Origin of the sequence: Halobacteriovorax sp. GB3 (genome assembly GCF_028649655.1) — a bacterium.
In the GTDB taxonomy this organism is placed as follows: domain Bacteria; phylum Bdellovibrionota; class Bacteriovoracia; order Bacteriovoracales; family Bacteriovoracaceae; genus BSW11-IV.
Map to the genome: position 1 here is coordinate 738,932 of NZ_JAQSLN010000003.1, position 23,335 is coordinate 762,266.

Genomic DNA, 23,335 nt, shown 5'->3' on the forward strand with positions numbered 1-23,335 from the left:
CTTTTAACTATAGAATTATTATCGTTCTGGTCTATAATATGATTTAGATCATATTGAGAATACGCGTCGATTGCTAAATTATGCTTAAGCAAAAATTTAGCTTTCGTTTGTAAACGGGAATTTACCATGAAGAATTCAAGAGAAATGAATGGATGTGAGCACTGCCCTTCAAAAGGTCAGGGGATCTTTTGTGAGCTGAAGAACTCAGAACTACATGAGATTTCAGAGCATAAAGTGACCAACACGTACAAGAAGGGACAAACTCTCTTTGTGCAAGGGAATCACCCATTTGGAATTTACTGTATTAATTCTGGTAATATCAAAGTGACGAAAACGGGACCTGATGGAAAAGAATCAATTGTTCGTATCGTTAAAGGCGGAGACGTTCTTGGTCATAGAAGCCTTTTTACAAATGATTACTACTCGGCAACGGCCACGGCCATTGAAGACTCAAAAGTTTGTTTTATCGATAAAAAGTATATCTTGAAAGTGATTGAAGAAAAACCAAGTGTTGCTCTCAATGTCATTAACAAATTAAGTCGAGATATGGGTGCAGCGGAGTCAAAACTTACTTCACTTCACCAAAAAAATGTTCGTGAAAGACTCGCTGAATTATTTCTACTTCTCAAAGAAACACACGGAGAAGAAGTTTCCACAGGGCGCTTCAAGCTCAATATCAAACTAACAAGAGAAGAGATGGCCACAATGATTGGAACGGCCAATGAAACTCTTATACGTTTTATCTCTGAATTTAAAGATGAGAATCTCATCGAGCAAGAAGGGAAAGTTCTCTTTGTTGTTAACGAAGAAAAACTTGTCGATTGGGCCAACTTAAATTACTAATCAAATTATATCTATTCTACATAATGAAAAAACCGCCCTTTAAAAGGCGGTTTTTTTTTATCAATTACTATCTATAATTTTTTAAAAAGCTTATCTAAATCATATTCTTAATAGTTTTGTCGAACTAAATTAAGAACATGAAAAGAGTAAGTGAAGAAAACATAATAGAATTAGATGATTCAACCATCTGTGAGATCGAACAAGCCGTCGACACTCATACCTTCCCTATTCAATCAGACCTCTTCTATGAGGGGCAAATTCCAATCGTTGGCTACCTTCTTCTCGATGGTCACGTACAGATGCTTAGGAATAAGAAAGTAAAAGCAATCATCAGTAAGGGTACTTTATTTGGCGTTAAAGAGCTTATGACAAACTCTCCATCGCACTACAGTGCTCAGATCCTACCAGGAACTAAGGTTTGCTTTTTAGACAAGAGCTCTGTGCTTGAATTCATTGAGAAACATCAAGGACAAGATATTGGAGAATTATTTCAGAAATTGATCAAAACTTAAGTACATCTTAACAAAGGTCCTGAGAGAAAATGATTTAGATCATGTTTTTTTGACTTCGAAGTACTTAAAATTATAATTGAAATAAAACAAGGGATTGAAATATGAAAAACATCGTTATCTGTGCTTCTTTAAATGACCACAGCCTAGATTTACTAAAACTTCTCAAGGGAAATGATCTTTTAAAAGATGCAAAACTTCACTTTGTTCACTGCTTTGAGATTCAAATTTATACTTCAGATTTTTCTCCTTACGTTTTTCCAACTGAAGAAAAATATCCAGAAATTGAAACATCTTCTAAAGCAATTCTTGGTAACCTTGCCAAAGAAATCTGTACAGAAGAGCAACTTAAAAATGCTGATTTTCAGTGTTTCTTTTCTCACTCTCCTAAAGAGAGAGTTCGTGAGTATCTCAAAGAATCAAATGCCGATCTTGTTGTCGTAGCGACAAGAGGAAAACATGGAATCGAAGGTCTCTTTTCAAGTTCTTTTGCAGAACACCTTCTTAAATATTCTCCATGTGACATTCACATAATGAGACCAAAAGACGAAGAATAAAATCAACGGTATTAAGCGAAACTGAGATGAAAGAAGTTGTTGTTCAAAAAATTCAATGCAAGCACTGTGAAGAGGAAACACTCAACCCTCTATTCAATCAAGAGGACACACAAAAGCTTGTGCCTTTTTGTTGTAATGGTTGTCGAGCAGTCTACAACCTACTAAACGAAAAAGGTCTCTCTCAGTATTACAATATCAAAGAAAAGGCCCAGACAAAAGGAAATGGACCAGTAGAGCTTGCTCAAGATAAATTTTCTTATCTCAATGATAAAGACTTTATTAACGACTTTTGCCTCATTCAAGAGAATGGTGACATTAGTGTTGATTTCTATCTTGAAGGAGTTCACTGTCTTGCCTGTCTTTGGCTTATTGAAAAAACTCCTGAATTTATCCCTTCCCTAAGATCAGCTAGACTCGATCTAGGAAAACAAGTTGCAACATTTGTTGTGAAAAAAGATCACTCTTTAAGTGAAGTTGCCAGTGAAGTTTCAAAACTTGGCTATCGTCCTCACCCACTAAAAAAAGGTGGCAAGATTGAAAAACTTAAAAGACTTGAAGAGAGAAAGACACTTCTAAAAATTGGTGTTGCGGGGGCCTGTGCCGGAAATGCGATGCTTTATGCTGTAGGTCTCTATGCTGGAGCTGATGGCCTTTTTGCTAAGTATTTCGAGTATATTACTTTTCTTTTTTCTCTGCCTGTTCTCCTTTATAGTGCGACTCCTTTTTATCAAGGTGCAAGATCAGCACTTAAAAGAAGAACACTCTCTATCGATGTTCCCGTTGCCTTTGCTCTTTGGCTCGCTTTCACAGTAAGCCTCGTTCACTTGATCCAAGGATCAGGAGAGATTTATTTTGATTCAATTGCAACTCTTGTTTTTCTTCTGCTTCTGTCTCGCTACTTCATGAAAAAGGCTTCACAAAAAGGTCTTGAAGCAGGAAGCCTTGGACACTTCTTTAATAGTGGTCAGGTACTTAGAAAAGATAAGGACTCAGGTAAGTTTATCTCAACACATGCCAAGTATCTTAAGGCCGGTGATATCATTCGCGTCCTAGAACAAGAAATGATTCCAGCAGATGGAATTATCCTTGAAGGTTCTGGTCAGATCAACTCAAGTCTTCTCACTGGCGAGTCTCTTTCACAAAAAGTAAAAGCAGGTGATGAAGTTTTCTCTGGAACAGAAAATCTCGTTTCTGATCTGATCATTAAAGTTCAAAAGGCCGGTGAGCACACTCGTGTTGGAGAGATTTTAAAAGAAGTTGAAAAAACTCACTCACAAAAAGCGCCAATTGTTAGTAAAGCAGATATCATTTCAAAATATTTTGTTGGAATCGTTCTCTTTTTAGCGATTGCAACAGTGGGATACTTTGCTTTTTCTGGTGATATCAATACAGGAATTTCAAGGGCCCTTGCTCTAATTATTATTAGTTGTCCATGTGCTCTCGGTCTGGCCACTCCACTTGCTATGACAAAATCTCTTTCAAAGGCAAGTGAGCTTGGTATCATCATTAAGGATGAGACAATTCTCGAAAAGATTGGTCACCTTAAGAATATGGTCATCGACAAAACAGGAACACTAACAAGAGGAAAGTTTAGTGTCGTAAAAAGTGAGCTTTCATCGCTTGTCGATTCAAATTCACAAAAGCTTTACGCCTCACTCGTCTATACACTTGAGAGAAAATCAAAGCACCCTCTTGCAAGAGCACTCTGTGATTTTATCGAAAGAGAATATAACCTCTTAGATATTGAAGTTCTAGATTATGAAGAGATCATTGGAAAAGGTGTACAGGCCCAATATGAAGGCGATCTCTACCAAGTGCGCACAGTTAATGAAAGTGATCGAAGTGTAAAAGATATATCGACTCAAGTAGGTCTCTACAAAGAAGACAAGCTACTTTGGACTTTCTCTCTCTGTGATCAGCTTAGAAGTGATGCTAAGTCTTCACTTACTAAACTTAAAGCGATGAATGTTGAACCTCTTATGGCCTCAGGTGATCACCACGAAGTTGTAGAGGCAATGGGTCGAGAGTTAGGACTTTCTTCTTCTAAAGCACTCAGTGAACTTTCTCCTGAAGCTAAGGCCAAGCTTATCGAATCGATGGATTCAACAATCATGGTTGGTGATGGAGCTAACGATGCTCTTGCCCTTGGAAAAGCTGATCTTGGAATTGCGGTACAAGGAAGTGTTGATATTAGCTTGCGTGCTGCCGATGCTTACTTAACAAAAGCAGGAATCGCACCAATTCTCAATCTTATTATTCTTTCAAAAGAGACACTTAGTCTTATCAATAGAAACCTCGCCTTTTCTCTTGCCTACAATGCATTTGGCGCTTACGCCGCCATGGTTGGTTGGGTAAGCCCTTTATGGGCGGCATTTTTTATGCCAGCGAGTTCTTTAACAGTTCTTTTCTCAACTATTTATGGAACGAGAACGATGAAGAGACTTACAAATAACATTCAGGGAGAACTTCAATGAATATTATATACTTTCTCCTCCCTCTTGCCCTCTTACTTGGAGCTGTTTTTATTGGTCTATTTATTTGGGCCACAAAACAAGGGCAATACGACGACTTGGAAACTCCAGCTCACCGCATGCTCCTCGATGATGAAGAATTTAAAGTAGATGTTGCACTCAATATTAACCCTAAAAAGGAAAGTCTATGAGCACTGAAGCCTTGGAAAACTCAAAAATGGAGAAGTTTTCTTACGATGATTCTTTGGTAAAGATGTTTTTAGGAGCCACTGTATTGTGGGGAGTTGTAGCCCTAGCCCTAGGTGTTACAATTGCCTTTCAACTGGCCTACTGGAAACTCAACCTGGATCTCCCTTGGACAACGTTTGGCCGACTACGTCCACTACACACTAACGCGGCCATCTTTGCCTTTGTTGGTAACGCCATTTTCGCAGGTGTTTACTACTCTACGCAAAGACTTTGTAAAGCACGCCTTTGGAGTCACTTCCTTGGACGTCTTCACTTTTGGGGATGGCAATTAATTATTGTTGCCGCCGCCATCACACTCCCTCTTGGGTTCACTCAAGGGAAAGAGTACGCTGAACTTATCTGGCCAATCGATGTTGCGATTGCCGTAGTTTGGGTTGCTTTTGGAGCAAACTTTATTGGAACATTAGTTAAGCGTCGTGAACGCCATATCTATGTTGCTCTATGGTTTTACATTGCAACAATCGTAACAGTTGCAGTACTTCACATTGTGAACTCAATTTCACTACCAGTTGACTTCATGCAATCTTATCCAGTTTATGCTGGTGTTCAAGATGCACTTGTTCAATGGTGGTATGGACACAATGCTGTTGCCTTCTTTTTAACAACACCATTTCTAGGGATTATGTATTATTTCATCCCTAAAGCGGCCAATAGACCGGTATACTCTTACCGTCTATCAATCATCCACTTCTGGTCACTTGTTTTTATCTACATTTGGGCAGGACCTCACCACCTCCTTTACTCAGCAGTACCTGAGTGGGTACAGACAACAGGGATGGTTTTCTCAGTTATGCTTTGGATGCCTTCTTGGGGTGGTATGATCAATGGTCTTCTAACTTTGCGTGGAGCATGGGATAAAGTTAGAAAAGATCCAGTACTAAAGTTCTTTGCAACGGCCGTGACTTTCTATGGTATGGCAACGTTTGAAGGACCACTACTTTCACTTAAATCAGTTAACTACATGGGGCACTTCACTGACTGGATTGTTGGACACGTTCACGCGGGAACAATTGGTTGGAACTACATGATGGTTGCTGGTATGCTTTACTTTCTTGTTCCAAAACTTTTTAGAACAAAACTTTACTCAGTAAAGCTAGCAAATGTTCAATTCTGGTCAGCAACAATTGGTCTTCTACTTTATATGATGTCAATGTGGGTTGCGGGAATTACTCAAGCTCTTATGTGGAGAGCAATCGATGAAACAGGTAAGCTTGTTTATCCAAACTTCATTGAAACAGTTATTAAAATCATTCCAATGTACTGGGTACGTGCTATTGGTGGAACATTCGTTCTTCTTGGTTTCCTTGTTATGGTTTATAACCTCTACAAGACAATTAAAGCAGCTCCTAAAGCTGAAAAAGAAGAGGAGTTTTTGGCACCAGCAATGGATAGCTCATCACTTGAGCCAAATGCGACTGCTCACAGAAAACTAGAGGGTCTTCCAATTCTCTTCACTATCTTAACAACTCTAGCAATTATTGTTGGTGGTGCTGTTGAGATTATCCCATCACTTATCTCTGATAAGTTTGTTGAGAAGAACCCAAAAGTAAAGCCATACACGCCTCTTGAAATTGCAGGTCGTGACATCTTCATAAAAGAAGGATGTTATGTGTGTCACTCACAACACATTCGTCCTACTCCTGAAGAGTATCTAAGATATGGAAAACCATCTGAAGCGGCCGACTCTGTTTACGATCGTCCATTCCAGTGGGGTTCTCGTCGTATTGGTCCTGACCTCGCAAGAGAAGGTGGAAAGCGTAACAACATGTGGCACTACAAGCATATGATCAATCCGAGAGAAGTTACTCAAGGATCAATTATGCCGAACTACCCGTGGTTAGCAAAAAACAAAATTCAATACAACACTCTTAAAAGAAAGCTCAAAGTCATGAAGGCCCTTGGTGTTCCTTACAGTGATGAGCAGATCGAAAATGCAGTTTCTATTGCGCAAACACAAGCGCAAGAGGTTGCCGAAGATCTAGCAAGTTCTGGTGTTGACATGAGTATTAAGAACAAAGAAATGGTTGCTCTCATTGCTTATCTACAACGTTTAGGAGTGGATACAGCTGAAGAGGAAACTCAAGAGAATGTTGCCGAGAGCGAGCAATAATCACAAAGGATCGAGTATGTTTAAAGAAGTGATGGCAAATATAAATAGCCACTGGTATCCGACACTAGGACTATTTCTCTTCTTTTCTATCTTTATTGGCGCCACATTGTGGACCATGAGAAAGGAGAGCCACAAAATTTATGATGAGGCCTCTAACCTTCCTCTAGAAGATGGAACTACTCTTTCATCTATGAATTCTAAAGGAGCTAAATGATGAGCGACGATAAAAAGAAAGTTCATCTTCTGGATGACGAAAAACACCTCGTCTTAGATCATGACTATGATGGGATCCATGAGCTAAACCATCCTCTACCAAGCTGGTGGGTTGGAACTTGGATTATCTCAATTATTTTCTCTGTTCCCTACTTCATGTACTTTCATGTCGCAGGTGGAGATGGTCTAAGAGCAACGTATGAAAAAGACCTAGCTAAGATTAAAGAAATCAAGGCCGAGCAAGCGAAACTTCTTGGTGATTTCAAGCTTGCTAGCTATGAAGCATGGACAAAGAATAACGATGCCCTTGGTATTGGAAAACAAGTCTATGTTGAAAACTGTCTCACTTGCCACGCTGAAGGCGGTGGTGGTGACATCGGGCCAAACCTAACTGATAAGTATTGGCTTAATGTAAAAGACAGAGTTCCAAGTGAGCTATACCGTGTCGTCAACAAAGGTGTTGAAGAAAATGGTATGCCAGCTTGGGGTGAGATCTTAAGCCAAGAAGACATGTACGCAGCTGTTGCCTATGTCATCTCGCTTAAGGGAACAACTCCTCCGAAGGCAAAAGAGCCTCAAGGGGAAAATATCGAGAAATAATCTCAAATTTGATGACCGTCATGGCCCACTTTTGGAGCCTGGACTAAAGTGAAGTCATGGCGGTTATTACAAGCGAATGCTAAAAAATAGGATAATAAAATGAGCAAGAAAAACAAATTTGATCTTCATGAGTCTAGGCTTGGAACAACTGGCGAACATGGAGAGAGAGTTTATCTATTCCCAGAAGAAGTAAAAGGAATTTGGAGAACAAGAAGAAAGTATTTCTATTGGTTTCTCATCTTTCTTTATATGATCCTTCCATGGATCAATATTGGAGGAAAGCAATCTGTTCTCCTCAATATTCCAGCAAGAGAATTCACATTCTTTAGTTATACATTTTATGCACACAATGCCCCCCTACTACTCTTTGTCCTTTTAGGCTTTCTCTTTACTATTGGATTTATCACCAGTATCTGGGGAAGAGTTTGGTGTGGTTGGGCCTGTCCACAAACCGTTTTCATTACATCAATATATTTAAAAATCGAGGGCCTTGTTGAAGGAAAACCTCGACAAAGACAAAAGCTAAGCGCTAGTCCATGGAGCTTTGAAAAAGCTTGGAAGAAATCACTTAAGTGGTTTCTCTTTCTCGTTGTCTCCATGCATATATCTCATTCATTTTTAGGTTACTTTGTTGGTGCGAGAAAGTTATTTTGGATTACTCTTTCGCCTCCAAGCGAGCACATGACTCTTTTTCTTTTCATGTGGTTTTTAACACTTCTTTTTCTTCTCGACTTTGGATGGTTTAGAGAACAGTTCTGTATTATTGCCTGCCCTTACGGAAGAATACAATCCGTTATGATGGATGAGCACTCTATGGCCATTATCTATGATGAGAAGCGTGGAGAGCCAAGAAGAGAGCCAGGCATGGAAAAAAATGAGCATGGTGATTGCATCAATTGCTTTGCCTGCGTTAAGGCCTGTCCAACAGGTATAGATATTCGCCGAGGGGTTCAATTGGAATGTATCGCTTGTACTAATTGTATTGATGCCTGTGATGACATTATGGAAAAAGTTCATAAACCTAAAGGACTTATTCGCTACGATACTCAAGCAAGTCTAGAGGGACAAAAAACAAAAATATTAAGACCTAGAAACCTTGTTTACCTCACGGCAATCATCGGGATTATTATTGGGTTTGTGGTCTCACTTCAAGTCTCAAGAGAGTTTAACGCTACATTTGTTCGTGGCCCTGGAGACATTTATAAAGAAGTCACTCTCCCTGGTGGTCAAAGAGAAATTAGAAATCTCTATCAAGTAAATCTTGAGAACGAAGCGAAGACTCATCTTCATATAAGAGTTCAAATTAAAGATGAAAAGCTTAGAGAACGCATTACATTAGTTCTGCCAAGAAACCCATTTAAAATGGAAAAGGCCTATCGCAAGAAGAATATTTTCTTTAAATTCCCTCCATCAATTCTAGATAAGGGATCAAAGACAGTAACTCTTCAGTTCATCGATATCTCTAAAAAAAGTGAAGAACTTATTTTAGAAAAGGAAGTTAAGCTTGCCGGACCTCTCAAATAATTTTTTAACAACATCGATCTACTTGCTCCCTTGGGTTGCTTTTATGGCAGGCCTTGGGGGCTCGCTCCACTGTGTGGGGATGTGTGGTGGACTCGTTGCGGCCTGTGCTCCAACGAAGAAGAGTATTGCCACCTATCAAGTGGGAAGACTTTTTGGTTATCTTCTCCTTGGATTAATTGGTGGTGCAATAGGCTCTCTTTTGAGATTTCGCCTCTCCCATGGAGAATCATCTCTATTAGCAGCTTTCTCTATCGGTGCTCTTCTTATCTATTGGGGAGTACAATCCTATAGAGGAAAAAAAGCTGAAATGCCTCTTCCTAAGTTTGTTGAAAAAACTCATCGAAGTCTATGGATTCGATCAATGAATCTCTTTCAAGATCAGAATTCTGCAAAATCGATGAGCGTTGGTTTCCTCTCAATACTTCTTCCCTGTGGGATGCTCTATGGAGTAATCATAAGTGTCTCGGCCCTTCAAAGTCCTGCTTTAGCGGCCATGCTCATGTTCTTTTTCTGGTTAGGCACATTGCCGGCCATGGGACTTGCTCCAGGAATCATTCAAAAAGTAATCAAACCAATTTTTAAAAAAGCCCCCAAACTAAGCTCAATATTTCTCATTGCCATCGGGCTTAGTACGATTTCATTTAGAGTCTGGGGACTCTACCAAGAGCATTTTTGTCATTAAAAAGGAATCCAATATGAGCAAAGAAAAATTTGATCTAGAAAAGTATGCATTCAATGGCCTGATTTTTTCAGTGATCATTCTCTTCCCACTTTTACTTATGTTCTTAACTTGGAAGTATTGGTAATAAATAAATTCGTATACTTACAGGTGTTTAAAAACTGACATTCAAAGCATTTTTTACAAATCTTATAGAATATTTCTGACTATAGGCCCATATATAAGCTTAGAACATAGTAAAGGAAACTTATGCGTTTTAAGACTTTGATTATTTTTGGTCTACTCTTTTCCCTTCAGGGATTTGCTAGCGAGAAATGTCACCGCCTTATTCAAAAATATTTTAATAAATCCATGGACGTGCGCCTTGGGCTTCGAGACACACTTGATCAAAAGAAATTTAAATCTCTTGGAATGGAGTTTGAAGGTGTCGTCGTTCAGAATCTTACTTATTTTCAAATTAGTGAGCAGGTCCAAAAAGCTCTTAAAGATCTAGGCCTGGATGCACAAATCAAAGAGATTGGTGAATTCAATGATCACTATGAAATTCAATATTACAGTGGTGGTGAGCTTAAAAAAGTTTCTGTTCTCACAGATGGCTCGCTCATTAGTACGACACTTGGCTATCCGGTAGAAATTACTTCTCCCATCATGAGAAATACTACAGAAGTGTGGCAATACCTCTCACTCATTCAAATGCTTGGAAGACGTATTGACTTAAGGGCAGAAGAAGATTTTGGTGGAATTCATGTTCACTACGGTGCCAAAGATTTAACGACGGAGCAATTATCTCACATTTTGAAAGTTTTCTATGTTGCCGAACATAAAATTATCGAAAAGTTTGAAGTAAAAGAGACGAGACAGATATCTCAAATGAATAATGTCCCAAATGCTATTCACATTTTATCGACCCATTATAAAAAGGGGACTCTTGTCAAAGATATCTTCGATGAAGTTCCTCTTGATAGAACTCTCATTGCCTATAAACCAGAGACGATGACAATAGAACTTAGGATCTTTAATAGCAATTTTCTATCCGATGAGCACTTTGCCAATATTGATTTTTCAGTCAACCTCTTGGATGATCTTCTAAAGAATAAAGACAATATTGAAGATGTTTCAAAGGAGTACAGAGAAGCGGCCCTTGAGAAAGGATTCGACTTTAGCTCCCTATCAAAGGGCTATCACATCAATCAAGATATTGAAGAGAGCTACCAGGCACAAGACCCCTATCTAGCTCAATTTATGGCCTTAAAAAATGGTGAAGAAGACAAGTAAACTCAAGTGATGGCCAGTGTCTTTCTCTTTTAGTAAAATAAAAAATACTGGGAGAGAAACGCTATGCGACAAGATTTTACCTACACGGATTCACCTAATCCTCATGCACAGAGGTCTAAGGAAATCATTAAAAAATATCCAAAGGTTAGAGAACTCATTGGTCCCTATCCTCTTTCGGCCCTCTACATCGTTCTCATTACTCTCTTACAAGTGGGACTGGCCTACGGACTAAAGGATCAAAGCTGGGCGCTCATTTGCCTTATTGCCTTTATGATAGGAGCAATTTGTAATCACGCGCTCTTTGTTATGCTACACGAGGCCTGTCACAACTTAGTTTTTAAATCCAATTGGTCGAATAAAGTCATGGGAATCGTTTGTAACCTTGCCCAAGGTTTTCCAAGTGCTATTGCTTTTAGAACGTTTCATCTTCTCCATCACTCTAATCTCAACGAATATGAACACGATGCCGACTTGGCCTTTCACTTTGAAGCAAAGCTTGTGAAAAATATTTGGTGGAGAAAAATTATTTGGTATGTGCTTTTTATGTTTATTGAAGCCGTTCGTCCGATGAAATTGAAAAGTGGAAAGGTCTTCGATCCATGGTCACTGGCCAATATCATTATCGTTGTTGCTTTTGATTTTCTCATCTTCAAGCTCTTTGGAACGAAGGCCCTATGCTATCTTTTGATTTCATCTTTTTTCAGTGTTGGTCTTCACCCTGTTGGGGCCAGATGGGTTCAAGAGCACTATACATTTAAAGAAGGACAAGAAACTTATAGCTACTATGGTATCTTGAATAAATTTAGCTTTAATATCGGTTATCATAATGAGCACCACGACTTATTTCGTATTCCTTGGATTCACCTTCCAAAACTCAAGGCCATGGCACCTGAATATTATGAGCCTCTCTACGCGCACAAATCGTGGACGAAACTTCTTTTAACTTTTATATTTAGTAAGAATATGGACCTCTACGCAAGAATTGTAAGAGATAAAACAAGAAAGGCCTAACGATGGATCATCAACTAACACTTGAAAACTTTGAAGCAACTGTACAAGCGCAACAACGCCCTTATGTTATTCAATTTTTTTCAACGACCTGTGGTCCTTGTCAAACAATGAAGCCTGTCATTGAAAAGCTTCGCGCTGAAAATGATTCTCTCAATGTCTTTACAGTCAATACCAATGAAGAACCTGAAATCTCGGCCCATTTTGGAATTCGCTCAGTTCCAACGATCCACGTTTGTGAAGGAAGAGAGATTCTCTATTCTTTTCATGGAGTGACTCCCTTTCGCGATCTTCAATTTGTACTAGAGAATATCGATGATATTCACTTTAGAACAACTGGTGAATTTAAAAGAGATAACGAAAAGAAAGACTACACCTTCTCTTTGATCGTCATTGGTCTTCTCGCAATTTTTATAGGACTCTTTGTCTTTTTACCAAAGTAGAGAGCTTAGGCACTTTTTTTGTATTCTGGCGCTCTATTTTGATCTTTCTGAATTCGATTAAGATAAAAAGTTGCAACATTATCCATTCCAAGACCACGATAGAATTTTTCTAAGACTTCAAGGTAAGCGATATTTATATCGACTATCTTTGAAGCGCGAGAAATATATTTGATGGCCATACCATACTCCCCTAGCGAAGCCTGAACGATTGTTCGATAGAGATAAGTAAGTTCCTGCTTAGGATAAATGTCTTCTGCTTCATCGAGATAGTGCTCAGAGATCAGCATCTGTTTAGAATACTTCTTACTATCAGTTAAGCGCAGTCCTTTTTCAAAACTTAAAATAGACAGACCGATGGTTGCAAAAAATGAAATTTCTTTTTGTCTCTCATCTTCGTCTTCATTATCGCGAGAACGTGCATATTCAAAAAAGCGAAAGGCCTTTTCAAGATTTCCACTATCGAGAAGATCGTTACTTCGACAAAGAGAAATACCTACGGCCAGGGACTCTACAGGAGAGAGAAACTCTATATTTGTATTAACCCAATACTCACAATCTCTCGCTGAAAACTGAGAGAGCGTATCGAAAATGTCAAAGGCAAAAATACTGAGCGCCGGAATTGGCGATAAAAAACGATGGAGGTTCTTAGTATAGAAAGAGTAGTAAGAAACACCCTTGCCACGATTGAGATCTGTCACCATTTTCCCTCTCCTTGATTAAGCACTCTTTATTATCGGGTAAAGAAAAATCTAGGGCAAATCTTGATTTCTACCAAGAAGAAGGAATTCTAAGTTATTGAAAATAATCCCTAGCGCCAAGAGAATTGTGCAAAATTCTTAGTTTATCTGACACTCTCTCATGACATTGAGTAGCTCTGGGTCTTCAAGCTTTATCATCGGGCGAATAAAGCGTACGACACTACCATTCTTTCTTAAGATATTCACAAGACGACACAAGAGCACCTTAGGGTGTTGCCCATCATCAATGCGCTTTACGGAAGTAATATCGTATTTTGAAGAATAAAAAACACGAAAGAGGTGTTCTTTGTATTCGAGTTTTACCTGCTGACCTGAGAAGTTCTGCATCTCTCTTCCAAGAGCATCATCATGAACGGAGAAATCCCAAGTCAAATGATCACCACTACCAAGATCAAGTGTTCCCTCATAGGTCTTAAAAAGCACACCTTTTTTAGTGATCTTCACTAATTTACCGGCCCTTAGTCCATTAGAAACTGGAAACGATAAAATCCCCCAGCCAATGGCCGCAAAGATGGCAATGAGAATGAGAAAGACAAAGAAAATCTTTTTTTTCATGAACTTACCTTATGTCAGTGATTTACTCGTAAATTCTAATGAGAAACTTCTCGTTTGAAAAGCTCTCAATATAAATGCTTGGATTTAAACGTTTCGCCGTTTAGAATATTCAAGGTAAAAGGAGTTTACGTGGCCAAAGGACCTTCAGAAGTAATGACTTATCTCGATCTCATCGTACCTGCCGTAGGTGTAGCAATGATGCTTTGCCTCCTGGGACGAAAGCTCGCAAAGAAATTCAATATTCCAAAAGTTTCGATCTTCATATTTATCGGTATCTTTCTTGGACCGACGGGAATTAATCTCTTTAAAAACGAAATGGTCTATTCACTCGACCTATTCACAGAGGCCGCACTCGGACTTATTCTCTTCAATATTGGAGGAGCTTTTAATAAAGACCTTCTCGCAAAAATTGACAGGCGAAGGATGCTCTTTGCTTTTTCAATGATTACATTCGTCTTTTTAATTACCTTTACCATATTCTTTCTTCTCTCACTCTTTGATGCAAGTTTCACTCTGCAAGAACGATTGGCCATTAGTCTCTTTCTTGGTGTGATTTCAATAGAGGCTGCCCCTCCAACGACTCTTCTAGTCATGAGAGAATTTGATGCAAAAGGTGTCATGAGCCAAATCATCATGATCTATCTGGCCATTGGTACTTTCATGGCGATTATTGGGGCCAAGATATTTACAATTATCTTTGAAATTTTTGGAGTCTGGGCCTCTGTTGGGGCCGACAGTACCACAAAGATTTTAATGCTCATTTGGTCCATTGTCGGATCCCTTGGGGCCGGTGTGCTCTTGGGTCTAGGGCTAAGTTGGTGGGAACGTAAAGAAACTAACTTCAGCGATATCTTCTTTGTCATCGTAACCGTCATTGTCTTTGGTCAAAGTCTTGCCCACTTTTTAAATTTTGACCCTCTTTTGATTTCCCTTACACTAGGCTTCACACTGGTTAACTCAAGTGATGTAGGAATGAAAATCCATAACTCTTTTCAAAGTATGGGACTTTCTATCTATGCCCTTTTCTTCGTTATTGCCGGTGCCCACATTCATCTTCAAGAGCAAATACCGACAATGGGAATCGTTGGAATGAGCTACATTCTTGCTAGGATTGCCAGTGTCTATTTCTCCGCGAGACTCTCAGAGCGCCTCTTTGATAGAGATTCAAATATTGGACATGGACTTGGTCAATCAGTTCTCTCCCATGCCGGTGCCGCACTTGCGATTGTTTCTACAATTAGCTCACGTGAAGAAAAAACAGCACAAACGGTCGTAACGATTATTATGACCTCAATTTTTGTCTTTGAAATTCTCGGGCCATTTGCTCTAAAACACAGTCTCTTTAAAGCAGGAGAAGTTGGGGCCACAGGTGATGATGCAAAAGATAAAACTTTAAAAACAGAAAAGTCTTTTAAAGACTTAACTAAAACTCTGAAAAAGAATATTGGAATCAGTAAAGAAAAGACTCAGCATGCGATCATCAATTCAATTGCAGATCTCGTCGTAACTGACATCGTGGCCATCAAGCACAATGCCACTCTTAAAACAGTTAAACAATTCCTCGATCAGCACTATACCTTCTATCCTATTGTAAATGAGCAAATGGAATACTTAGGTAGTATTGATATCGATGTCTTTAAGAAGTTTATGGCCGAAGAAGATACAAGCTTCATTTTAGCTGAAAATCTAGTTGGAGATACGACCTGTATACCTCTCAATACGCCATTAAACGAAGTCCTTCATACTTTTGAGACCCATGGACAACAGGCACTTCCCGTTGTTGCTGACAATACCAGAAAATTTATTGGAATCCTCTTTTACAAGGATGTCCTAATCCACGTTGATGAAAAGAAAAATGAATCGAAATTCATTGGCTAATGTACCTTATTTTATTAGACTCTGCCTATGAACGAACAAATTGAAAAAACAGATGTAAAAACGCCAAAGGCCACGAGAAAAGATATTCACCTACCGAGGAGACTCTTTCATTTAACAATGGGAGTTGGCAGTGGAACAATCTACGCTCTTTTTTTAACACACAATCAGGCCGTATACATTCTTGGTACTTGCGCTTGTTTGCTCTATATTTTTGAACAAGTTCGCCTTAACTATCCAGAGTATTCAGGAACTCTCTCTAGAGTCACGAAGTACTTTCTAAGGGCCGAGGAACAACTTAAGGAATCGGCGAGTATTCCTTTTGTCATGGGACTTCTTTTAACAATTCTTACCTTTCCAAAAAGTGTCTCGCTCGTTGCCATTTACACTCTGGCCATCTCTGATCCCCTTTCAGCAATTATTGGAATCAAATTTGGTCGAACACGCATCGTTCCTCATAAGTCATTAGAGGGCTCTCTCGCCTTTTTCTTGTCGTGCTTTTGCATCATCTGTTTTGTTTATTCACCTTACTTGGAAACAAAGTCGTGGACACTTCTCTTTGTTGCCTTTGCTGTTTCATTTTCAGTATCTGTCTTTGAAATGCTACCTATTAAGCTCGATGACAATCTAACCATCCCCATTTTTAGTGCTGTTACGATGTGGCTGGCCCAGACTCTACTTCTTCTATAAAAGGGATTTTCATGGAAGTTAAAGAACTCCTACAAAACATACCCCTAAACCAGAAGGTTTGCTATCTTGGAAATCAAGAAGACCCAAAAAGGGTCTATTTGCTCTTGCACGGTTTTTCACTAACCGGACAATTTATGATTGATTTCTTTAAATCAATTTTAAAAGAAGATGAACTTCTCATTGCACCCAATGCCCCGTTTCCTGCTCCTGTTCAAACAAAGTCGGGATATAAAGAAGGATACTCATGGTATTTCTTTGATTCGAAGAAAAACCACTACTATATCGATTACCAGAGCGCCTATGCTTGTCTCTATCCTCTTCTTCTAGATTATAAAGAAGTAGAGACGACTCTCATTGGTTATTCACAAGGAGGCTATCTTGCTCCTTATTTCGCGGCAAATTATCAAGATCAATTAAATATAAAGCAGGTCATCACACTCGGAGCTTCAAGAAGGGCCGATTACATACCTGAAAAGCTCGATTTTGATCTCTATTGTATAAATGGAAGTTTTGATACGATTGTTGAATATAAAAAAGCTATCGAATTATTAGGGCCCTTGTTGAAAAAAGCACAGAGATCAAAACAAATTACGATTGAGCAGGCCCATCGTCTTAATCCCGAGTACCTCAACTCTCTAAAGAATCTTCTTTAAGTATTTTTTAAATGAAAAAAATCAATTGAGATTCTTTCCCTTAATCATATTCATCACCTTAGTTTTACGATCTTGATCGAGCTCTCTTACCGTCCAATAATCCACATGAGAAAGTGGATCTTGTAAATTAAATCGAATTGACCAAATAGGTTTGATTTCATTGGGTACGAGTGAGTAGCGCAAATCACCAATCTCGCCCTCTTTCCATTCAAAGAGAAATTCGTCGCTAAAGAAATTAAATCTTTTCAGATCATGAAACTGCTTATTGCTAACGATTTCTTTTTTAGACTCTATATCTAGGGCCTTGACACTCTCACCCGCATAAAATGTAATGTCCCCACTCCAAGAAACACGAAGAGCATCGACAAAGAACTCTTCACCACTCTTATAGACACTTCTCCATAAAATATTATTGAAGGCCGTTGGCTTAACAATCATTTTTGAGATTGTATGAGAACGTGATTTTGCAATCTTTTCAATATAGTTTTTGGCGCGCATTTGTTGGATCTTTCCAAATCCAATATAGATTATGAAAAAAGAAAGACCAATAGCAGAGTAACGACGCTTTCTAAGCTTCAGGCCCAAAAGACAAAGAATAAGAAAAGGCATTGTCGCTAAAGGATCAATCACAGCAACGATATTCCACGCCTCTCTAGCATTTGAAAAAGGCCACAATAAATGTGTTCCATAATTAGTACAAGCGTCAAGAAGACCATGGGTTGCATAACCTAAGAAACAAAAAAGATAAGTACTTTTAAAACTTAGCTTTGATTTCTTTTTAAAAATAAAATGAAGGAGTACAGCGACAATTAAAGCGCCAAAGGGAATGAAGGCCAAGGAATGCGTTATTTGTCTGTGATACTCAAGAGTGAAAAGAGGATCAGTTTTAGAGCGAATAATATAATCAAGATCAGGGGCCATTCCAGCAAGAGCGCCAAAGAAGCTTGCCCAAACAATGTGCTTTTTAAAATAAGATTGACCGACGCTAGCGCCTAAGACGGCCTGAGTAACTGGATCCATATAAACCTCTAATCGTTTAAATATACAACGCTTTGATGAGTTTTGTCATGATTATAAGGCACTCTCTTGTTTTTTTACACCATTCGTTTTTATTTGATTTTCACTCTCATTTTGGATGCCTAAACTACCAAGATTAATGCAAAAAACAATTTTCTTTAAAAATTAGCTAAGGCCTTTCGTTTACTAAAATCCTCACTTTGCTACTCTGTCTCTAGCTTGGAAAAGGAATTTCAAAAACTCAGATTTTGTTGTAGTCCGTTAGTTCAATTAGTACGTCAGTCGTTTGCAAAATCATGAGAGTTTCCGGAAGTTGTTGTTCTAGAAGGTTTGAGCACAACTACCGCAGAAGAAGGGCCACCCCATGTTCTGCAATACAAAAAACTCTCTGTTCGTTGGTTTATGTGTAACGTTTTTACTCGCTTCATGTAATCAGCAAGAATTTTATGAAAAAGAATTTCTCGATGGTGCGGCCATTGATAAGCCGAGTACAGAACTACCTTCTGGTGAAGTTTCAAATCCAGACAATGGTGATGGAAATGGTACTGTAACGACTCCAGGTAATGGAGGCGGAGATAACTCAACGACAACTCCAGATGATAATGATGATGGAGATAGCTCAACAACGAATCCGGATAATGGTGGTGGTGATAACACAACGACTAATCCAGATAACGGGGGTGGAGATAATGGATCAACAGACCCTGATGATGGTGACGATAACACGACAACTAATCCAGATAATGGTGGTGGTGATAACGGTACAACTGAGCCAGATGATGGTGGTGATAATTCAACAACTGACCCTGATGAAGGCGAAGATAACAATGGCCCAAGCTATGACATCATTACAAATAACTTTGTTCAAAATATTGAAGAACAAGGAAAAGTAGACATTCTATGGGTTGTTGATGACTCAGGTTCTATGAGTGATGAACAAAACAGCCTAGCAAGAAATTTTGAGATGTTCATTGGAGAATTCATCCAAAAGGATGTTGATTTTAAAATGGCCATCACAACAACAGATGCGACAAGTAGACAAAATGGAAAATGGAACTGTAATCCAGATCTACTAGATAAACAATCAGCTGATAAGAGTGAGTCAAAATTTATTCGTGACTTCCAAAGATGTATTAAAGTTGGAACGAGAGGAAGTGGATACGAAAAAGGACTACACACAGCTGAATCATTCTTTAAAAGATACGAGACACCATCAAACAAAACGTTTTTAAGAGAAGATGCCTTCTTAGTGATTGTTTTTGTCTCAGATGAAGAAGATCAGTCTAAAAAAGCATCAGATGACTACTTAAACTTTTACCGTTCACTTAAAAAAGATGAAGGGAAACTAAAAGTCTTCTCTATTGTCACAAAAGAAAAAGTGAATAGATGGGAAACGGTTGGACATAGATACCTTAACGTATCTGAAAAAACAGGTGGTTCAACAGCTGATATAAAAGAAGATTTCTACTATGTATTAAGAGATATGGGTGGAAAGATTGTTGATTTACTCGACAAATTCGCCCTAGCAAGAATACCTGCAACAAGTGACATTGAAGTCAAAGTTAACGGAACGATCCAAACAGAAGGATATGAACTTGATCAACAAACAGGTTCAGTATCATTTCTCTCAGGATATGTACCAGAGCAAGGAGCTCAAATTGAGATTACGTATAAAGTATTAAAGGATAATTAATCATGGCAAAGAAAGTATCGACCTTCCTTCTTCTCACCATTTTTAATGCCATGACACTTGGAGAGGTTAAGGCAGAGGAAAAAGACTTGTATAAGTTCCTCTGGCTTGACCCTGACAAGTCAGTTTACGTCTTGCAAAACAAGATGTTTCCTAAGAGAGGTACTACTTACATGGAGTTGGGGTACCTCTCTCATTTATCAGCGGAGTACCAAGATACGACAGGTGCTTCACTCAAGGTCGGTCACTTTCTTAACGAACAATGGGCCATCGAGCTTATGTTTAGAAAATACTCTAACTCTGATAACGATGCCCTAACAAGTATTAGAGAAATAAACCAAACTGTACCATTTGTGAGAAGACCACTTCAATCAACTTCTCTACTAGCAAAATGGTCTCCTTTCTATGGAAAGATCAATACATTCAATAAGATTTTCTATTTTGACTGGCACTTTGCAGCTGGACCAAGTCTTATTGAGACAGAAAGTAATGCAAAAACAGTCGCAGACCCTAATAGTGATACTCGCTACGATAGCGAATCGACAATAGGTGCCACTGTTAAAACAGGAGTTCGCTTTCACTTAAATAAAAATTGGCAAATCAATATAGATTACGTCAAAGATTTCTATCAAGCACCTGGTGTACTCGTTGATGGAGTACAAAGACCAGATAAGTGGAGAAATCAAAGTGACGTTATCTTTTCTATTGGTTTTTCATTCTAATTGAACGTGGAAGTTGAAAATGAAATATACGATCTTATTCCTCACATTCATAGCACTACAAAGCCAGGCCAGCTATTTAAAGGCGAAGAAGATATATTCTAGTGATTTCTCTAAAGAGAGAGAGCTAAAAATCTTTAAAGAGCTTTTTCAATCACGCTATTATCATGCTGCTGCGACCTTCCTTAGCGACTATATAGAAAAAGGTGAACAAGTACCTGAAGAACTTACTGAATGGGTTGATACACTTGTAATAAAGACAGGTCATGAGGTTTTTGATTCTGTTAGTCCAAAGGACTTAGTGCGACAGAATTCTTGGGCCTTAAAATTTGTAGCAGCAAATAATCTTTTCAAAAATAATAATTACAATGGAGCAATCCGAGCAATACAAGGATATCCGAAAGATCATAAATTCGCTTCTGAGGCCTATTTAACGCTTGGCCTCTCTTATGCAAACTTGAGAAATATCGTGAAATCAAATACGCAGCTCGATCTTTGTAGCGAGGTTGCAAATACGTTTGCAAAAGAAGCTAAGAATGAAAGAATTAAGCGTTATTACACGATACTTTCAGAAAAATGTATTATCAATAAAGGTAGAAATTATTTTTTAGAAAAAAGTTATAAAAAGGCCCTTGCACAGTACAATTTAATTCCAAAGACTTCATACACATGGCCGTATAACTTAATGGAAATGGCCTGGTCACATTTCTACCTTGAAGATTACAATAGAGTTCTTGGACTACTGATTACATACAAGTCCCCTCTTATGACAAGCTACTTCTTTCCAGAAGCAGAGTACTTGAGTGCAATTAGTTACTTGAAAATGTGTCTCTATGATGACTCATCTATTGTTATCGACAAATATACAAATCATTACAAAACAAGAACAAAAGAATTAAAAAAACTCCTTACACAACATAGTAAATCGGAAACATATTTTTTGAAACTTGCTCTCACTGATTTAAAAAAATCTGACAAGGTTCACCCATTTATTAGAAATCTCATAACACAGATAAGAAAGAGAATTCGTTACTCTCTTGATGTTATCAATCTCAAGAGATCGATTCTCGAATTGAATGTCATTAAAAAGAATAAAAATGATCGTTTCCAACAAGAGTTAGGACAAAGAGTAAATTCACTCATTAATTGGAAAAGAAGAAAACTTAATCACTTTGTGAAAAGAGAAATGTTTACTTTCATCAATCAAATCCACAGATTTAGCTACGAGCTCTTTAACGTTTCACTAGAGGTTATTAGTAACAAGAAAGATCTTCTCTACAGAGGTCAAAAGCTGAGTGCAAATCGTGAAAGAGGTAGCTTAGATAATGTTAAAAGAGAAGAGCTTCAACATTTTTGGTCATTCAAAGGTGCTTTTTGGGCAGACGAACTTGGTGACTACTCTTTTGGACTGAAATCAAATTGCAAAGTTCAAAAAATGGAGAAGAACTCATGAAAATGGCCATCATATCAACAATGCTCTTTCTCTTTTTTAGAGTTGCTATCGCAGATGCTAAAGACAACGTCATTATTAAATATAAGAAATATGACGAAATTGATCTCGGTAATCTCGAAATTAAAGGAAAGCTCCTAGCTCCAGGAGATCTCTCAGTACAAGAGAGAGACAGAGTTAAATTTTCAAGAAAACTATACTTAAGAGATGACTATTTAAAAGAACAAATTAAAGAAGTCTATTACTTGCGTTAATCGCAAGATTCATGGGGGGAAGACATGGAAAATGAAATCGCACAAGCAGCAACTGAACCAGGTTTTTTACAAGCACTCGCTACATTCATGGACGAAGGAGGGATCTTCATGTGGATTATCTTCTTCGTATGGACAATGGGGCTTGCCATTTCAGTAGAACGATTTAAATCACTTATTAGCTATGACTTAGACGGTAGTAAACTCATGGCCCTAATTAGAACGAACGTTTTAAATAACAATGTAAAAGATGCTATTGGCGCATGTTCAAATTCGAATGCACTTTTACCACAAGTACTAAGATCAGGGCTTAAAAGAGCGAATCAGGAGAAAGAGCAGATAAAGGATGCTATTGATGCGACAATCATGGAAGTCGCACCTAGAGTAGAAAAAAGAATGAATTATCTTGCTCTCGTTGCAAATATCTCTACTCTCGTAGGTCTTCTTGGAACAATTTATGGTCTTATTCAATCATTTGCAGCCGTTGCAGGTGCCGATCCATCGATGAAAGCGAAACTTTTGGCCCTTGGTATTTCCAAGGCCATGAATACAACAGCACTTGGTTTGATTTCGGCCATTTCAATTCTTGTCATTCACTCATTTCTTACAAGTAAGGGTGAAAAAATTCTCAACGATCTCGAAGAGTATTCTATTAAGATCATTGACCTTCTTGGAACACAAAGAAAGGCCTCTTAATTGAGATAAAGTGGTGGAGTCTCTATGAAAAGAAGAATGAAACAGCCAGAAAAATTAAATTTAATTCCGATTTTAGATGCCGTTTTTATCTTTATTTTCTTTCTCTTAATGTCGGCACAATTTGTTCAAATTCATGAAATAAGAACAGACCGCCCACTTGTTAAAGATGTATCAGAGAAAAAAGATAAGACGCCACCACTGAATTTAACGTTAAAAGTGACTCAAGCGCAAATTAAGGTGATTACAGGTCTCGAAGAGAAAGTTGTTAAGCAATTCAATATTAATAAAGAAGATTCAAAATACTTAGATGATTTAAATAAGCTTCTTGGACAGATAAAAACGAAGCATCCCAAAGAGACAACAATCATAATTAAACCTGACCGTCGTGTTAAATATGCTCAAATCATAAAAATCGTCGATCACAGTAAATGGCTTGTCGCGGAGAACTCAATCAACCAAGAACTTTTTAGCAATGTTATTTTTGAATCAAATTAATAGAG

Annotated in this window: 25 protein-coding genes; 22 read left to right on the forward strand and 3 right to left on the reverse strand. The window is 38.3% G+C overall.

Annotation, left to right across the window (positions count from 1 at the left end; translation table 11 throughout):
* The first annotated feature begins 126 nt into the window (after positions 1-126).
* The 13 genes from HBN50_RS09795 (at position 127) to HBN50_RS09855 (ending at position 12,481) form a co-directional block, all read left to right on the forward strand.
* Positions 127-843 (forward strand): Crp/Fnr family transcriptional regulator, encoded by a 717-nt coding sequence (locus HBN50_RS09795; RefSeq protein WP_273869556.1) that lies wholly within the window; start codon positions 127-129, stop codon positions 841-843.
* A gap of 137 nt (positions 844-980) precedes the next feature.
* The gene (locus tag HBN50_RS09800; RefSeq protein WP_273869558.1) at positions 981-1,355 is read left to right on the forward strand and encodes a cyclic nucleotide-binding domain-containing protein; all 375 of its coding nucleotides are present in this window, start codon (positions 981-983) and stop codon (positions 1,353-1,355) included.
* 101 nt (positions 1,356-1,456) lie between these two features.
* Positions 1,457-1,909 carry a universal stress protein gene (locus tag HBN50_RS09805; RefSeq protein WP_273869560.1) on the forward strand — a complete coding sequence of 151 codons (453 nt, stop codon included), beginning with the start codon at positions 1,457-1,459 and terminating at the stop codon, positions 1,907-1,909.
* Between the two features lie 26 nt (positions 1,910-1,935).
* Complete coding sequence (locus tag HBN50_RS09810; protein ID WP_273869561.1) at positions 1,936-4,383, forward strand: heavy metal translocating P-type ATPase; 2,448 nt, start codon at positions 1,936-1,938, stop codon at positions 4,381-4,383.
* Complete coding sequence (gene ccoS, locus HBN50_RS09815; RefSeq protein WP_273869562.1) at positions 4,380-4,571, forward strand: cbb3-type cytochrome oxidase assembly protein CcoS; 192 nt, start codon at positions 4,380-4,382, stop codon at positions 4,569-4,571. The genes HBN50_RS09810 and ccoS overlap by 4 nt, the downstream gene beginning before the upstream one ends.
* Positions 4,568-6,739 carry a cytochrome-c oxidase, cbb3-type subunit I gene (ccoN, locus tag HBN50_RS09820; protein ID WP_273869563.1) on the forward strand — a complete coding sequence of 724 codons (2,172 nt, stop codon included), beginning with the start codon at positions 4,568-4,570 and terminating at the stop codon, positions 6,737-6,739. The genes ccoS and ccoN overlap by 4 nt, the downstream gene beginning before the upstream one ends.
* Before the next feature lie 16 nt (positions 6,740-6,755).
* On the forward strand, positions 6,756-6,953 hold the full coding sequence (locus HBN50_RS09825) for a cbb3-type cytochrome oxidase subunit 3 (protein WP_273869564.1): 198 nt from the start codon (positions 6,756-6,758) through the stop codon (positions 6,951-6,953).
* Positions 6,950-7,552 (forward strand): c-type cytochrome, encoded by a 603-nt coding sequence (locus tag HBN50_RS09830; RefSeq protein ID WP_273869566.1) that lies wholly within the window; start codon positions 6,950-6,952, stop codon positions 7,550-7,552. The genes HBN50_RS09825 and HBN50_RS09830 overlap by 4 nt, the downstream gene beginning before the upstream one ends.
* A gap of 99 nt (positions 7,553-7,651) precedes the next feature.
* Complete coding sequence (gene ccoG / locus HBN50_RS09835; RefSeq protein WP_273869568.1) at positions 7,652-9,076, forward strand: cytochrome c oxidase accessory protein CcoG; 1,425 nt, start codon at positions 7,652-7,654, stop codon at positions 9,074-9,076.
* A gap of 43 nt (positions 9,077-9,119) precedes the next feature.
* Positions 9,120-9,758 carry a sulfite exporter TauE/SafE family protein gene (locus HBN50_RS09840; RefSeq protein WP_273869570.1) on the forward strand — a complete coding sequence of 213 codons (639 nt, stop codon included), beginning with the start codon at positions 9,120-9,122 and terminating at the stop codon, positions 9,756-9,758.
* A gap of 246 nt (positions 9,759-10,004) precedes the next feature.
* Positions 10,005-11,030, forward strand: a complete 1,026-nt coding sequence (locus HBN50_RS09845) for an amidoligase family protein (RefSeq protein WP_273869572.1) — start codon at positions 10,005-10,007, stop codon at positions 11,028-11,030.
* Positions 11,031-11,093: 63 nt separating this feature from the next.
* On the forward strand, positions 11,094-12,041 hold the full coding sequence (locus tag HBN50_RS09850; protein ID WP_273869573.1) for a fatty acid desaturase: 948 nt from the start codon (positions 11,094-11,096) through the stop codon (positions 12,039-12,041).
* A 2-nt stretch (positions 12,042-12,043) separates the two neighbouring features.
* Entirely contained in the window at positions 12,044-12,481 is a 438-nt protein-coding gene (locus tag HBN50_RS09855; protein WP_273869574.1) for a thioredoxin family protein, read from the forward strand.
* A 5-nt stretch (positions 12,482-12,486) separates the two neighbouring features.
* On the opposite strand, the gene HBN50_RS09860 is transcribed toward HBN50_RS09855, so the two are convergent.
* Both HBN50_RS09860 and HBN50_RS09865 read right to left on the reverse strand, forming a co-directional pair.
* Positions 12,487-13,182, reverse strand: coding sequence for a hypothetical protein (locus HBN50_RS09860; protein WP_273869575.1), 696 nt, complete (start codon positions 13,180-13,182; stop codon positions 12,487-12,489).
* 135 nt (positions 13,183-13,317) lie between these two features.
* A complete protein-coding gene (locus tag HBN50_RS09865) occupies positions 13,318-13,794 on the reverse strand; it encodes a hypothetical protein (protein ID WP_273869577.1) in 477 nt (158 codons plus the stop codon).
* Between the two features lie 129 nt (positions 13,795-13,923).
* Between HBN50_RS09865 and HBN50_RS09870 the strand changes: the two genes are divergently transcribed.
* From HBN50_RS09870 to HBN50_RS09880, 3 genes are read left to right on the forward strand one after another with little or no spacing between them, the layout of a single operon-like run.
* Complete coding sequence (locus tag HBN50_RS09870) at positions 13,924-15,672, forward strand: cation:proton antiporter domain-containing protein (RefSeq protein ID WP_273869578.1); 1,749 nt, start codon at positions 13,924-13,926, stop codon at positions 15,670-15,672.
* A gap of 27 nt (positions 15,673-15,699) precedes the next feature.
* A complete protein-coding gene (locus HBN50_RS09875; RefSeq protein WP_273869579.1) occupies positions 15,700-16,359 on the forward strand; it encodes a diacylglycerol/polyprenol kinase family protein in 660 nt (219 codons plus the stop codon).
* 11 nt (positions 16,360-16,370) lie between these two features.
* Positions 16,371-17,012, forward strand: coding sequence for a hypothetical protein (locus HBN50_RS09880; protein ID WP_273869580.1), 642 nt, complete (start codon positions 16,371-16,373; stop codon positions 17,010-17,012).
* A 21-nt stretch (positions 17,013-17,033) separates the two neighbouring features.
* On the opposite strand, the gene HBN50_RS09885 is transcribed toward HBN50_RS09880, so the two are convergent.
* Positions 17,034-18,032 (reverse strand): metal-dependent hydrolase, encoded by a 999-nt coding sequence (locus tag HBN50_RS09885; RefSeq protein WP_273869581.1) that lies wholly within the window; start codon positions 18,030-18,032, stop codon positions 17,034-17,036.
* A gap of 361 nt (positions 18,033-18,393) precedes the next feature.
* Here HBN50_RS09885 and HBN50_RS09890 point away from each other — a divergent pair, with 361 nt between their 5' ends.
* The 6 genes from HBN50_RS09890 to HBN50_RS09915 are packed head-to-tail and all read left to right on the forward strand — an operon-like array spanning position 18,394 to position 23,330.
* Positions 18,394-19,722 carry a hypothetical protein gene (locus tag HBN50_RS09890; RefSeq protein WP_273869582.1) on the forward strand — a complete coding sequence of 443 codons (1,329 nt, stop codon included), beginning with the start codon at positions 18,394-18,396 and terminating at the stop codon, positions 19,720-19,722.
* 2 nt (positions 19,723-19,724) lie between these two features.
* On the forward strand, positions 19,725-20,441 hold the full coding sequence (locus tag HBN50_RS09895) for an outer membrane beta-barrel domain-containing protein (RefSeq protein ID WP_273869583.1): 717 nt from the start codon (positions 19,725-19,727) through the stop codon (positions 20,439-20,441).
* Positions 20,442-20,460: 19 nt separating this feature from the next.
* Positions 20,461-21,891 carry a hypothetical protein gene (locus HBN50_RS09900; RefSeq protein ID WP_273869584.1) on the forward strand — a complete coding sequence of 477 codons (1,431 nt, stop codon included), beginning with the start codon at positions 20,461-20,463 and terminating at the stop codon, positions 21,889-21,891.
* The gene (locus tag HBN50_RS09905; RefSeq protein WP_273869585.1) at positions 21,888-22,142 is read left to right on the forward strand and encodes a hypothetical protein; all 255 of its coding nucleotides are present in this window, start codon (positions 21,888-21,890) and stop codon (positions 22,140-22,142) included. Before HBN50_RS09900 ends, HBN50_RS09905 begins: the two co-directional genes overlap by 4 nt.
* A 24-nt stretch (positions 22,143-22,166) precedes the next feature.
* On the forward strand, positions 22,167-22,835 hold the full coding sequence (locus HBN50_RS09910) for a MotA/TolQ/ExbB proton channel family protein (RefSeq protein WP_273869586.1): 669 nt from the start codon (positions 22,167-22,169) through the stop codon (positions 22,833-22,835).
* Positions 22,836-22,859: 24 nt separating this feature from the next.
* Positions 22,860-23,330, forward strand: coding sequence for an ExbD/TolR family protein (locus tag HBN50_RS09915; RefSeq protein WP_273869587.1), 471 nt, complete (start codon positions 22,860-22,862; stop codon positions 23,328-23,330).
* Positions 23,331-23,335: the final 5 nt, after the last annotated feature.